This is a genomic window from Priestia sp. JNUCC 25, assembly GCF_053667915.1.
Genome location: NZ_CM132211.1, coordinates 1,412,243 through 1,425,552 on the forward strand (window position 1 = coordinate 1,412,243; position 13,310 = coordinate 1,425,552).

Below are 13,310 nucleotides of genomic sequence, written 5' to 3' on the forward strand. Positions count from 1 at the left end.
GCATCCAAAGAACGCTATGTCATCTACGAGGAGAAAGGAGAGAGAGCTGTGCAAAGCGTAAACAAAACAGAATCTCTTATGTTCATTTTTATTTGCAGTTTATTTGTCCTGTTTATTGAAATTATGTTTTTTCACAGCGGCTTGATCTTTTCTGTATTAATTGCCGGTGCGTTCATGTATATTGGGCGAAAAAAAATGAGAAGAAAACTAGGGCGCATTTTATTTTGGATTGGCGTTATTGGGCTTGTGTTGAATATATTTAATACGGTTGCCTTTAAGTTTTTAGTTATTGCTCTTTTTCTGTATTTTTTACTTAGATTTATTCAATCAAGAAAGCATCCCGTTGAATTCAGACCGACTGACGAATTTACCCAGCAGCCAAACCAAAGTTTGGTGCAGGTCCGGCCGGTTTTGACGAATAAACTTCTTGGTAGTCAAAGAACCGAAGACTCCGTATACGAATGGGATGATATTAATATTCAAAGCGTATGGGGAGACATTGTGGTTGATTTAAGCAATACCGTTCTGCCAAAAGGCGATGCGGTTATTTTTATTCGTCAAGCGTTTGGAAATATTAAAGTGCTCATTCCTTACGAAACGGAAGTATCTGTGAATCATTCTAAACTAGCAGGAAACGTAACGGTTTTTGGACATCAGCGCGGCTTTTCGTTCAATGAAAATTTGTCTATCAAAACAGAGGAATTTGATCAATCTGCTCATAGGGTGAAGATTGTTACAACTGTTGTGATTGGAGATTTAGAGGTGCAAAGGATATGAGTATTCTTCAACGGCAGTTATTATGGGGGATTTTCTTAAGTTTTTTTGTATTTGTATCCGTGCTCCTTACCGTGTTTTTTGCATATCCTGTTTTTCAACTTAGCGACTTATGGAAAACAAGCGTATTTGGCATGCCTTTTGTGCTGTTTTCCTTCAGTTTAAGCCTTACGATTGGAAGCGTGATTGGAGGAATCATGGGGTTTATGTGGAGACAGCAGTGGACATATGTTGAAAACCGATTATATGAAATAGAAAATGGCCACCGGCATATGTCGGCAAATGAACCGCTTATTCAAGAAACGTCTCGAATTATAAGCCGTTTAAATAAAGTAGATCATAAAATGATTCTTCAAGCACAGCAATCTCAAAAGATGGCAACGGAAAAAGTGGAAAATCAGCAAAAGCAAGTGCAAGAAATTGTTTCTCAGGAACGAAATCGGCTTGCTAGAGAACTGCATGACTCCGTTAGTCAGCAGCTATTTGCCGCTTCGATGCTTATGTCTGCTATTACGGAATCCAATCTTACGCTACAAGACTCTGAAGCTAAGCAATTAAAGATGGTTGAAAAAATGATTAATCAATCACAGCTTGAAATGAGGGCTTTGCTTCTTCATCTTCGTCCTGCAGCATTAAAAGGAAAATCGCTACAGGCTGGAATGAAAGAACTGATGAATGAGCTTGCTCAAAAAGTACCGCTTGAATTAAATTGGAAAATAGAAGGATTTGAACTCGATAAAGGCATTGAAGACCACTTGTTTAGAATTTTGCAAGAATCCGTATCAAATACGCTGCGTCATGCCAATGCAACAGCTTTAGATGTGCTGCTGATTAAACGTGATTTTTCCATTATTTTACGTATTGTTGATAACGGAGTTGGTTTTGATGTAGAAAAGGAAAAAGTCGGATCGTACGGCCTGCAAAATATGTACGAACGCGCAGTTGAAATTGGAGGCCTATTAAAAATTATTAGCTTGCCCGACAAAGGAACAAAGCTAGAAGTGAAAGTACCGTTAGTAGAAAGAGAGGAGAAGCAAAATGATTAATGTACTGTTAGTAGATGATCATGAAATGGTTCGTATTGGCGTAGGAGCGTATTTGTCGGCTCAAGCAGACATTCATGTGATAGCTGAAGCAGCAAATGGCCAACAGGCCGTTGAATTAGGGCTTCAGCTGCGCCCGGATATTATTTTAATGGATTTAGTCATGGAAGAAATGGACGGGATTGAAGCAACGAAACAACTGATTAAGCAGTGGCCAGAAGCGAAAGTGATCATTGTCACTAGCTTTCTAGATGATGAAAAAGTATATCCCGCTCTAGAGGCAGGGGCAACAAGCTATTTATTAAAAACGTCTAAAGCAGGAGAAATTGCAGCTGCTATTCGCCGTACATATGAGGGGCAATCTGTATTAGAGCCCGAAGTAACCGGTAAAATGATGTCTAAAATGAGAAAACCGTCTTTACCTCATGAAGAACTAACAGCTCGTGAAATGGAAATTTTATTGCTAATGACGCAAGGCAAAACAAATCAAGAGATTGCAGACGAATTATTTATTGCGCTAAAGACGGTAAAAACACATGTGAGCAATTTATTAAGTAAGCTGGATGTACAGGACCGGACTCAAGCAGTCATCTATGCCTTTAAACACAAATTAGTGCAGTGAGAATCGTTATTCAAAAGAGAATAACGATTTTTTTTGTGAAAAACCTATTTTTTTGCATGTATTCATTATAAAATAGCGATATGCGTAAAGGCGAACGCTTACGTAAAAGCACTATTTTGAGGGGTTGAGCACATGGAAAAGAAATGGTGGAAAGAAGCTGTTGCGTATCAAATCTACCCGCGAAGCTTTATGGATTCAAACGGCGACGGAATTGGTGACATTCAAGGGGTTATTTCAAAATTAGACTATTTATCTGATCTTGGAATTGATGTCATTTGGATTTGCCCGATTTATCAGTCTCCTAACGACGATAATGGCTACGATATCAGTGATTATAAAGATATTATGAAAGATTTCGGAACAATGGAAGACTTTGATGAGCTGCTAGATGAAGTTCACCATCGCGGAATGAAGCTGATTATGGATTTAGTTATTAATCATACTTCAGATGAACACCCTTGGTTTTTAGAATCCAGGTCTTCTAAAGAGAATCCATATCGTGATTATTATATTTGGCACGAAGGTAAAGATGGAAAAGAGCCAAACAATTGGGAATCTATTTTTAGCGGATCAGCTTGGGAGTTCGACGAAAAGACAAAAGAATATTACATGCACGTATTTTCTAAAAAACAGCCTGATTTAAACTGGGAAAACGAAAAAGTACGTCATGAGCTTTATGAAATGGTTAACTGGTGGTTAGATAAAGGAATTGACGGCTTTCGTGTAGATGCTATTTCGCATATTAAGAAAGTGGCTGGCTTCCCAGATCTACCGAACCCTGAAAAGCTAGATTATGTGCCATCGTTTGAAGGGCATATGAATCGACCGGGAATTCAAGAACATTTAAAAGAGCTAAAAGAAAATACGTTTGCCAAATATGATATTATGACGGTTGGAGAGGCAAATGGTGTAACATCGGACAGCGCAGATGAGTGGGTAGCTGAAGATGGCGGAAACTTCAATATGATTTTTCAGTTCGAGCATATGGGACTGTGGGATAAAGGAGAAGAAAAACCGCTTGATTTAATCGAGTTAAAAACGATTTTAACTAATTGGCAAAATGGTTTAGAAAAAATCAACGGCTGGAATGCTTTATATTTAGAAAATCATGACCAAATTCGTTCTGTAAATAAATTCGGCAGCGTAGCTTACCGAGTGGAAAGTGCAAAGTGCTTAGCTGCACTATACTTTTTAATGAAAGGAACACCGTTTATTTATCAAGGACAAGAACTTGGAATGACCAATGTTAAGTTTGATTCTATTGACGATTATGATGATGTTGGTATGATTAACTACTACCGTATTCAGCGTGAAAAAGGCGATACACATGACGAGATTATGAAAGTGATTTGGGAAACAGGCCGCGATAATTCAAGAACGCCAATGCAGTGGAATACAGAAAGAAATGCAGGATTTTCTACTGGTACCCCTTGGATGAAGGTGAATCCAAATTACGTAGATATTAACGTAGAAGAGCAGAAAAGTGATAAAAATTCGGTGCTGAATTTTTACAAACAGCTCATTAAAATTAGAAAACAGCATGATGTGCTGGTGTATGGAACTTATAAGCTATTGGCAGAAGAAGATTCCGCTATTTATGCGTATATGCGAACATTAGAAGGTAAAACCGCTGTTGTTATTTGTAATATGTCACCGAAAAATCAAACGTTCGAGTTTCCTTCAGAGAGCTCATTTGTAAACAGAGAAGTGCTGATTCATAATTATCCGTTGGATAAAAACGAAACGCTTGAAAAATGTACGCTGCACCCATATGAAACACGTGTATACTTACTTTCATAAACAAGTTGAGCAACCGATTGCGCAATTTTAAAGTGGAAAGCTTTTAAAAACACATTTATATGCGACATAGGTGAAGAAACTGCTGGCTCTATCAAGAGCGAGCAGTTTTTGCATTTTAATAAAAAGACGGAGAAAGCTTTGACTACGGCGCATGTATATGGTACTTTTACACTTAGTGTAGATAATTAGAAACAAAATGAGGTTGAAAAATGGCGAAATATAAAATTATTGCAACAGCAGCAATGGGAATTGAAGCACTGGTCGCTAAAGAAGTGCGTGCTTTAGGATATGACTGTGAAGTAGATAATGGCAAGGTTATCTTTGAAGGAGACGAGCTCGCAATTGCTCGCTGCAATTTATGGCTTCGTACAGCAGATCGAATTAAAGTGCAGGTTGGACAGTTCAAAGCTCGTACGTTTGATGAGCTTTTTGAACAAACAAAAGCATTAAATTGGGGAGATTATTTGCCCGTAGATGCACAGTTTCCTGTATCGGGAAAATCAGTTAAATCTAAATTGTTCAGCGTATCAGATTGTCAAAGCATTGTGAAAAAAGCAATTGTTGACAGCATGAAAAAACATTATAACAAAACAACAGGCTGGCTCGAAGAAACAGGGTCAACGTTTAAAATTGAAGTAGCGCTATTAAAAGATGTTGCTACATTAACAATTGACGCAAGCGGTGCAGGACTTCATAAGCGCGGTTACCGCGTTGGACAAGGAGAAGCTCCTTTAAAAGAAACGCTGGCAGCGGCTCTAATTATGCTAACGCCGTGGAATGCGAATCGTCCGTTTGTCGATGTTTTTTGCGGCTCTGGTACAATTGCTATCGAAGCAGCGCTTATCGGTCAAAATATTGCACCAGGATTTAACCGTGACTTCTTATCAGAAGAATGGCCATGGATGTCAGCAAGCATTTGGGACAAAGCGCGCGAAGAAGCAGAAGACTTAGCGAACTACGACCAAGTGCTAGATATTGCTGGTCATGATATTGATCATCGTATGGTAAAAGTAGCGGAGCAAAATGCATTTGAAGCTGGACTTGGAGATTTAATTCAATTTAAGCAAATGCAAGTGCGCGATTTTACGACGCCGAAAGAATATGGAATCATTATTGGTAACCCTCCGTACGGCGAACGTTTAAGCGATCGTCCTTCTGTTGAAAAAATGTACGCTGAAATGGGCGAAGCGTTTTCTAAACTTGATACGTGGTCGATTTATATGCTTACATCTCATGAACAATTTGAACAATACTACGGTAAAAAAGCAACGAAAAAACGCAAATTGTTTAACGGGTTTATTAAAACAGACTACTATCAATACTGGGGACCTCGTCCTCCACGCAACGATCAATAAATACAAAAGCCAAGCGGTGTAAAAACCAGCTTGGCTTTTGTACGTTATTTTTTTTTCAAACCTCGATAAGCTAGCATTCCAAACATGCCTATACCGAGCACGACAATTAATAAAATAAACCAAAATGTAGCATTAAGCAGGTATTTATATAGTCCGTCATAATAATCATGCATATACTCACCCCATTATGTTTTTTATAGTATGGGCGAGTAGCAGGGCAATATATGTATTCATTTCTTTTCAATAGCAGGCTTAAAACGAGAAATGATTAGCTTATTTCTAACATATTTACGAAAGGGAAATCTCATACTAAAACCTAAGAGGTGATAAAATGAGAAAAAACCGATCAGCACGGATTTTTGGGGGGATGATGCTTCTTTCATGGTTAACCATCCCTTTTATAGGACGACAGCATATTAAGCGCTATTTATCATCTACTATGTTTATTTCCTTTTTAATTATGGTTGAAAGCTATATTGCTGAAAAAAAGAAGTGGTGGATATTCCCTAATCCTCCTCATCCATATCTAACAGGTGAAGCTGCTTTACTTTTAGGTCCATTTTTAGCAGGTTCTTTATGGATTAAAAAGTTCACATACGGCCATTTTGGAAGGTATATGTTATTAAATGCAATCGTAGATACATTTTTTGTTTATCCTTTTCAACGAGCTATGAGCCGTGCAAAGCTTTTTAGCGTAGGCACATTTAAAGAGTACCATTTGCTAGGTATCTTTCTGTTGAAAGCTGCTTTAATGTACGTTTACCAACATCTAGTAGTAGAGAAACCGAAACCTCAGCGTGCTTTAAAAAATAATCCTATAGAATAAAGGGGCAGGCAGGGAAGCGTGATTTTCTTGCCTGCTATTTTAATGCCCCAGATGTCATTCCTGAAATGAAATGCTTTTGCAAAAACACGTACGCAATCAATAGTGGGATAGAAGAAAGAACGACTGCTGAAAACAGCATAGGGTAATTAGTCAGAAATTCCCCTTGAAAGTCCAGTAGTGCAATAGGCAGCGTTTTTACTTCTTTAGATTTTAACAATAGCAAAGGGAATAACAGATCATTCCACACAATCACAAACGAAAAAATTCCCACTGTAGCCATTGATGGTATTGAGAGTCGAAGAGCGATTTTTGAATATATTTTCCATTCTGACGCTCCGTCCATGCGAGCAGCTTCGAATAGTTCCCTTGGCAAAGTTTTCATAAACCCCGTGATAATAAACACACCGATGGGAAGCAAAAAGCTTATGGAGACGATAATGACGCCTGTTAGCGTATTGACGAGCCCAAGCTTATTCATCAGCAAAAAGACAGGAATCATATTGACTTGAGTAGGGACAATCATTCCGCAAACAAAAAAGCCGTATACAATCCATCCAAGCTTTTGAGGTAGCTGAATAATAGCATAAGCAATCATGCTTGAAAACCATAGAATAAAAAACGTGCTAAAGACGGTAACAATCACGCTGTTTTTAATATAGCCAAAGATGGGTTCATTGACGAGCAGCTGTTTATAATTTTCAATATTCCAGCCTGCTGGTAATCCGATTGGGTTGCTGTAAAGTTCAGGCGTTGTTTTAAAGGTTGTTAATAAAACCAAGCTTAAGGGCAACAGAATGATTAAACCGTATATCCCTAAAATCAGTTGTCTGAATGGGTTTTGTTTCATAAAAGAATCTCCTTTTACATTTTGGTCAAGCGAAGTACGCGAAATTGAAGAAACGTTAAAAGAGCAATCACAATCATAAATACAACTGAAATGGCAGAGGCATAGCCGAAACGAAAATTAATAAAAGCTTCGTGATAAAGAAGCGTCGAAAGAATTTCAGTTGAATTGGAGGGACCTCCATTTGTCATTGCAATGATTAAATCAAATGCTTTAAAACTTTGTATGGTCGTATAAGCTACAACCATTGTCGTAGCTGGAGCTAAAAGAGGCCACGTAATGCGCTTGAATTTTTGCCATCTTGTTGCTCCATCAATACTAGCAGCTTCATATAACTCACTGGGAATAGCTTGAATTCCAGCTACAAAAATAATAAGCATTTGACCAGTATGTGCCCAAAATTGTACAAAAGCCAAGCTGTAAATTGCGATATGCCCATTTCCAATCCAAGACTGGGTCCAATGCTCAAGGCCTATTTTACTTAAAAATAGGTTAACTCCTCCAATGTTGGGGTCATACATAAAGTTCCACGTGAAAGCAATCGACACGGACGAAATAATCGTCGGTACAAAAAAGAGTGAGCGATAAAATGTATTCCATGCAGAATTTTTATAAAGTAAGAGTGCAAAGCCTAAGCTCAATAACGTTTGAAAGATCAGCACGCCAATTGTGAACTTTAAGTTGTTTGTAAGAGACTGTGTAAAAATAGCATCGTTTGTTAAAATTTCTTTGAAGTTTTGAAACCCTACAAATGAGAACTGAGAAGATAATCCATTCCAATCAGTTGTGCTTAAAAATAAAGCAGAAAGCGTTGGCAATGCAAAGAAAAGAGTATATATGACAAAACCGGGAAGTAAAAACAACCATAGATGTCTGCTTTTAGAGATACTTTTAAATGAAAAGAGAGGAAAAGAGAACGAAGGGGTTCTCTTTTCTTCTTCTTGAATAGACGTATTAGTTTTTAGCGACACGTTCTACCTCTCCTTGTGCTTTTTCAGCAGCTTTTTTCGCTGACATACCGGATAGTACGTCCTGTACAGATGTTTCAACAGCTTTTGATACGCGCTCATTTAAAATTGTGAATCGAGGTTGGAAGACCGTTTTTTTGTCTTTCCATTTTGCGCTTTCTTTGAGTTCAGGTGAATCATATTTCACGTCTTTGACCGTTAATAACTGGCCAGTAGCATTCGCATACTCAGAAGAAATCTTTGGATCTGCAAGGAAAGTTAAAAATTTCTTAGCAGCTTCTTTGTGTTTTGATTTTTCAGCAACACCTAATAAGAATGTCGTGGTATGAACACCTTCGTATTTTGCTTTATCTTGATCCACTGTAATCGGTGCAAGCAAACCTTGATCAATCTTCGGATTTTGCTGTTTGACTGTAGCCATCATATAAGAACCTTGAGCAAGCATTGCGCCTTTTTCCTGAGCAAAAAGTGCTGCAGCACTTTCTTTTTTCGTACCAAGAGCATCTTTTTGGAAGTAACCTTTGTCATTTAATTCTTTAATTTGAGATAGGGTTTTGATAAACCATTCATCAGTTAGCTTGCGCTTGCCCGTTTCTACCTCGTGAAGGGCGTTGTTTGTAGGTTCGTTATTCATAATCATTGGATTAATAAATTGAGAAGGACTTACGTCTCCTGAAAATAAAATCGGCGTGTATCCATTTTTCTTTAATGTTTCAGATGTTTTTAAAAAGCTACTCCAATCTTTAGGAATATCTAAATTTAGTTTTTCAAAAATGCCTTTGTTATAGACAGGGATGTTATAGACTAGCTGATAAGGAAGAGCATATTGCGTATTATCCGATTTACCCGCTTGGATTAGCTTTTCGTCAAATTTGCTGAGTAAGTTTTGGTCGTCCAGCTTTGCAAAACCATTTGCTTTGCGAATCGTTTCAAATTGACTTCCTGGAAAACTAGCAAATACATCGATACCTTCTCCAGATAGTAGAGATCCTTGAATTTGTGATTGATATGAATCAGAAGGAAAGACGGTCATTTCTACATGAATATTTGGATTTTTCTTTTCAAATTGCTCAATGATAGAATCAAAAGCTTTCGAATCTTCTCCTCGCCAATGCGTAAAGTTAATGGTTACTTTTTTAGAAGAGTCGCTGCTGTCGCCGCTTGTTGAACTGTTTTTGCCGCAGCCCGCGATGATCACGGTGAGCATTGCTAACAGAATTAATAATTTTTTCATTTTAGTTCCCCCACTTATAGAATTCTTTTTAGATAGTTATTGGTCAATTTTGATACGGTTGGTAGATGCTTGGTCAAAGAAATGAGCATGATTCATTTGAAAATGAAATGGAAAGTACTGATGAACTTGAATATGTTCATCCCCAGGGATTTTAGCCACAAAGAGCTGGTCTCCTAAACTACTGTATAGTATGTACTCTGCTCCTAATAACTCAGACACATCTACCAGTAATGAAATATGAGGAGCATCAGAAGAGGCGCGCGTAACATGCTCAGGTCGAATTCCTACAGTAATAAACTGATTGTTGTAGCCTTTTTCATGTAACGAATGCATTTGATTTTCTGTCAGTTGAAACTCATGTTCACTGATGTGCAGTTTGCTGTTCACTACTTTTCCTGTGAAAAAGTTCATTCCCGGTGATCCTATAAAACTGGCTACAAACGTATTCTCTGGAGCATTATACACTTGCATAGGTGAACCTATTTGCTGAATTTTTCCGTCTTTCATAACTACGATTCTGCTTGCCATCGTCATCGCTTCTGTTTGATCGTGGGTTACATAAATAATGGTCGTCTGCAGCTTCTGATGAAGCTTACTGATTTCAGCACGCATTTGTACGCGAAGCTTCGCATCAAGATTAGATAAAGGCTCATCCATTAAAAAAATTTGGGCATTCCGTACAATGGCTCTTCCTAAAGCCACCCGCTGACGCTGCCCTCCTGATAACGCTTTTGGCTTGCGTTTTAAATAGGGTTCTAAGTCCAAAATACGAGCCGCTTCACGAACGCGCTCATCAATTTCTTGTTTTGGGACTTTGCGGAGCTGCAAGCCAAATGCCATGTTGTCGTAAACTGTTAAATGAGGGTAAAGCGCGTAGTTTTGAAACACCATTGCAATATCTCGGTCCTTAGAAGGCAAATCGTTTGCACGATCTCCATTAATAAGCAATTCTCCTTCTGTTATCGATTCAAGGCCGGCGATCATTCGAAGGGTAGTGGATTTGCCGCACCCTGAAGGTCCTACAAATACAATAAATTCTTTGTCTTGAATATGAAGATTGAAATTATCAACTGCAAGACTATCTTTTCCGTATTTTTTATACACATGCTGTAACTGCAGTTCTGCCATTTTTTCTCCTTTCAGCAGGCTTTTTAAAAAATAAAAGCCTCTAATTGCACAGACGGATTGTACGTGTATCTGGCAATTAGAGGCTATCGGTTGACCGGTAAGCCTGTATTATGTAGTTTTGAGTGATTGAATATGTAAGTAATTTTAAAATATATTATTCCTATACGTCAAGTGAGAATTAAAATATTTTAATAAGTTAGATTATTTTTTTAAATGAAAGAATCCATTTATTAAGCCAGAGATGCTAGTTTTGAGAATAAAATAAACAGCTGGTGTATAGAATGATAGTATTCACTTTTATAGTAAGCATTACAGAGAGAGGATGTTTATAAATGGATAGAAACACGCAGTTCACTATGATTCGTCAAGCGTTGGAAAACAGCTATCATTTAATGCAGCAGGGAATAGAAGTGAGCGGAGAGACGCTTACTCAGCTGGAACAAGCAAAAGCCGAGTATGAAGCGGCCTTTTTATTGTCTCAGTCCACGGACTCAAAATTCCGCTGTAATTAATTTTTTAATAGCACTTATTCCGTTTGCGTTCTATACACTCAGCTTTTATACAAAAAGGTTCTGTCCTTACAGGCAGAACTTTTTTATGTTCAGCTCTTTTTATTGACATTTTAGATAAAGTAGTCAATAATTAAGTTTTGCTTACATGAGAAATTTACTAGATAAAAAGAAGTGAAGCTAATTTTTATTGATAGATATTTACATAAATAAAGGAGTCAGTATCGATGATGAGAGAGCGGTTGCCTTTTACAATTGAGCGGGATGAAAACTTTTTTGACAAATTAAATGAATGGATAGGTGATGTTTTTTATGATCATCTTCCAGACGCAGGGTTAGAACTTCGGGATGAACAAATTTTTATGGCTTTTCAAATCGAACGAGCTTTTAAAGAAAAAAATGTAATATTTGCAGAAGCAGGTGTAGGAACAGGGAAAACCATTGTGTATTTGCTGTACGCTATTTGTTATGCAAGGTATATTGGCAAGCCAGCTATTATTGCCTGTGCGGATGAAACATTAATTGAACAGTTAGTAAAAGCCGAAGGAGACATTGCAAAGCTCTCTGGTATTTTAGATATTAACATGGATGTTCGCCTAGCAAAATCTCAAGATCAGTATCTGTGTTTAAAGAAATTAGATGCTGTGACAGCACGAACAGATAATGAAAACATTGAAGAAATTTACGATACGCTTCCTGATTTTGTTCATGATCATAGCGGTATGCAGTCGTTCTATCACTACGGAGACCGTAAAGAATATCCTCATTTAACGGATGAGGAATGGAATCAAATTAACTGGGATACGTTTCAAGACTGCTCTTCCTGTGAGCAGCGTCATAGATGCGGCTTAACGCTTTCACGTGAGCACTATAGAAAAGCACATGACTTAATTATTTGCTCTCACGATTTTTACATGGAGCACATTTGGACATATGAAGCCCGCAAGCGTGAAGGACAGCTTCCCCTTCTTCCTGAAAGCAGCTGTGTTGTATTTGATGAAGGTCACCTGCTGGAATTTGCTGCACAAAAGGCTTTAACATATCGCATTCAAGAAGATACGTTAGAAAACTTGTTAACGCGTCTATTAGAAAATGACGTGCGAGAAGAATTTGCTGTGAAGATCGAGCACGCTATCGATGTATATGCAATGTTCTTTGACCGTTTAAGTGAAGCAAGCACAGAAATCGTTGGTTCTAGCCGTAAAGAAGTAGCCCGCACAAACGGATTACAAAGTGTAGGAAAAGAACTTTTATCGCTGCTTGAGCATATCGGAAACGAGCTTGTGTTTGAGAGTGAGACCTATACAGTAGACGAATATACGCTGCGAATTGTAGATGAGTACCTAGATCAAATTGATTATTCGCTGCGCTTATTTATGGACAACGAAAATGCCATCTACTGGGTAGAAGAAAATAACTGGCAACTGACGTTGGTTATTATGCCGCAAGCAGTAAAAGACGTCTTAAAAGAACGAGTATTTGCGAAGAAAATACCATATATTTTCACTTCTGCGACTCTTTCAGATAACCAATCGTTCGATTATTTAGCATATAGCTTAGGAATTGCAAAGCCGCTTTCTTTTTCTGTTGAATCGCCATTTGATTATGATGAGCAAATGAAAATTGCGGTAAAAAATGTTTCGGATGATCAAGAAGAAGCGTTTGCTGAAAAATTCGCCTTTGCTGTTGCTCAGCTCGAAAAAACGAACGGACGAGCACTTTTATTGTTTAATAGCAAAGAAGAACTAGAGATGTTCAAAGAAGTTTCCAAAGAGTTAAATCAGTACACATTTTTATTTGAAGGCGATCAAGAAATCAGTAAATTAGTATCTCAGTTCCAAAGGGAAGAAGAAACGATTTTATGCGCTGTTCATTTGTGGGAAGGATTGGATATTCCTGGACCTTCGCTATCTAATGTAATTATTTGGTCTCTGCCATATCCGCCAAATGATCCGGTCTTTGAAGCAAAGCGCAATCAAGTAGTCGATCCATTTTGGGATGCAGATATGCCGTATATGCTTCTTCGCTTAAAGCAAGGAGTTGGAAGACTGATTCGCTCTCATAACGATAAGGGTCTAATCACGATCTTTATGCCAAAAAGCACAGATTCAAAAGTGCGTTCAATCATTGAACAAAATGTCCCAACAAAAATAGAAAACGTATAAAAAAGCGCGGTTGTAGCCGCGTTTTTTTATATGCATAATAGA

General features: G+C 37.9%; 13 protein-coding genes. 8 read left to right on the plus strand and 5 right to left on the minus strand.

Going from position 1 to position 13,310, the window contains the following annotated elements:
• The first annotated feature begins 48 nt into the window (after positions 1 to 48).
• The 5 genes from liaF (at position 49) to JNUCC25_RS07250 (ending at position 5,594) form a co-directional block, all read left to right on the plus strand.
• Positions 49 to 777, plus strand: coding sequence for a cell wall-active antibiotics response protein LiaF (gene liaF, locus JNUCC25_RS07230; RefSeq protein ID WP_013056143.1), 729 nt, complete (start codon positions 49 to 51; stop codon positions 775 to 777).
• Positions 774 to 1,820, plus strand: coding sequence for a sensor histidine kinase (locus JNUCC25_RS07235; protein WP_013056144.1), 1,047 nt, complete (start codon positions 774 to 776; stop codon positions 1,818 to 1,820). Before liaF ends, JNUCC25_RS07235 begins: the two co-directional genes overlap by 4 nt.
• Positions 1,813 to 2,439 (plus strand): response regulator, encoded by a 627-nt coding sequence (locus JNUCC25_RS07240; RefSeq protein WP_029325141.1) that lies wholly within the window; start codon positions 1,813 to 1,815, stop codon positions 2,437 to 2,439. The genes JNUCC25_RS07235 and JNUCC25_RS07240 overlap by 8 nt, the downstream gene beginning before the upstream one ends.
• A 132-nt stretch (positions 2,440 to 2,571) precedes the next feature.
• The gene (locus JNUCC25_RS07245) at positions 2,572 to 4,239 is read left to right on the plus strand and encodes a glycoside hydrolase family 13 protein (protein ID WP_029325142.1); all 1,668 of its coding nucleotides are present in this window, start codon (positions 2,572 to 2,574) and stop codon (positions 4,237 to 4,239) included.
• Positions 4,240 to 4,448: 209 nt separating this feature from the next.
• Positions 4,449 to 5,594, plus strand: a complete 1,146-nt coding sequence (locus JNUCC25_RS07250; RefSeq protein ID WP_013056147.1) for a THUMP domain-containing class I SAM-dependent RNA methyltransferase — start codon at positions 4,449 to 4,451, stop codon at positions 5,592 to 5,594.
• Positions 5,595 to 5,638: 44 nt separating this feature from the next.
• On the opposite strand, the gene JNUCC25_RS07255 is transcribed toward JNUCC25_RS07250, so the two are convergent.
• Positions 5,639 to 5,767, minus strand: a complete 129-nt coding sequence (locus tag JNUCC25_RS07255; RefSeq protein WP_013056148.1) for a hypothetical protein — start codon at positions 5,765 to 5,767, stop codon at positions 5,639 to 5,641.
• Between the two features lie 158 nt (positions 5,768 to 5,925).
• On the opposite strand from JNUCC25_RS07255, the gene JNUCC25_RS07260 reads away from it, so the two are divergent.
• A complete protein-coding gene (locus JNUCC25_RS07260; RefSeq protein ID WP_029325143.1) occupies positions 5,926 to 6,420 on the plus strand; it encodes a hypothetical protein in 495 nt (164 codons plus the stop codon).
• A 34-nt stretch (positions 6,421 to 6,454) separates the two neighbouring features.
• Here the strand turns inward: JNUCC25_RS07260 and JNUCC25_RS07265 are convergent, their stop codons facing one another.
• From JNUCC25_RS07265 to JNUCC25_RS07280, 4 genes are read right to left on the minus strand one after another with little or no spacing between them, the layout of a single operon-like run.
• Positions 6,455 to 7,267 carry a carbohydrate ABC transporter permease gene (locus tag JNUCC25_RS07265; RefSeq protein ID WP_013056150.1) on the minus strand — a complete coding sequence of 271 codons (813 nt, stop codon included), beginning with the start codon at positions 7,265 to 7,267 and terminating at the stop codon, positions 6,455 to 6,457.
• A gap of 14 nt (positions 7,268 to 7,281) precedes the next feature.
• Complete coding sequence (locus JNUCC25_RS07270; protein ID WP_029325144.1) at positions 7,282 to 8,235, minus strand: carbohydrate ABC transporter permease; 954 nt, start codon at positions 8,233 to 8,235, stop codon at positions 7,282 to 7,284.
• A complete protein-coding gene (locus JNUCC25_RS07275; protein ID WP_013056152.1) occupies positions 8,219 to 9,466 on the minus strand; it encodes an ABC transporter substrate-binding protein in 1,248 nt (415 codons plus the stop codon). Before JNUCC25_RS07275 ends, JNUCC25_RS07270 begins: the two co-directional genes overlap by 17 nt.
• Before the next feature lie 36 nt (positions 9,467 to 9,502).
• On the minus strand, positions 9,503 to 10,594 hold the full coding sequence (locus JNUCC25_RS07280; protein ID WP_454223020.1) for an ABC transporter ATP-binding protein: 1,092 nt from the start codon (positions 10,592 to 10,594) through the stop codon (positions 9,503 to 9,505).
• Positions 10,595 to 10,926: 332 nt separating this feature from the next.
• Here JNUCC25_RS07280 and JNUCC25_RS07285 point away from each other — a divergent pair, with 332 nt between their 5' ends.
• Both JNUCC25_RS07285 and JNUCC25_RS07290 read left to right on the plus strand, forming a co-directional pair.
• On the plus strand, positions 10,927 to 11,106 hold the full coding sequence (locus JNUCC25_RS07285) for a hypothetical protein (RefSeq protein ID WP_013056154.1): 180 nt from the start codon (positions 10,927 to 10,929) through the stop codon (positions 11,104 to 11,106).
• A 224-nt stretch (positions 11,107 to 11,330) separates the two neighbouring features.
• A complete protein-coding gene (locus JNUCC25_RS07290) occupies positions 11,331 to 13,268 on the plus strand; it encodes an ATP-dependent DNA helicase (protein ID WP_013056155.1) in 1,938 nt (645 codons plus the stop codon).
• Positions 13,269 to 13,310 lie beyond the last annotated feature (42 nt).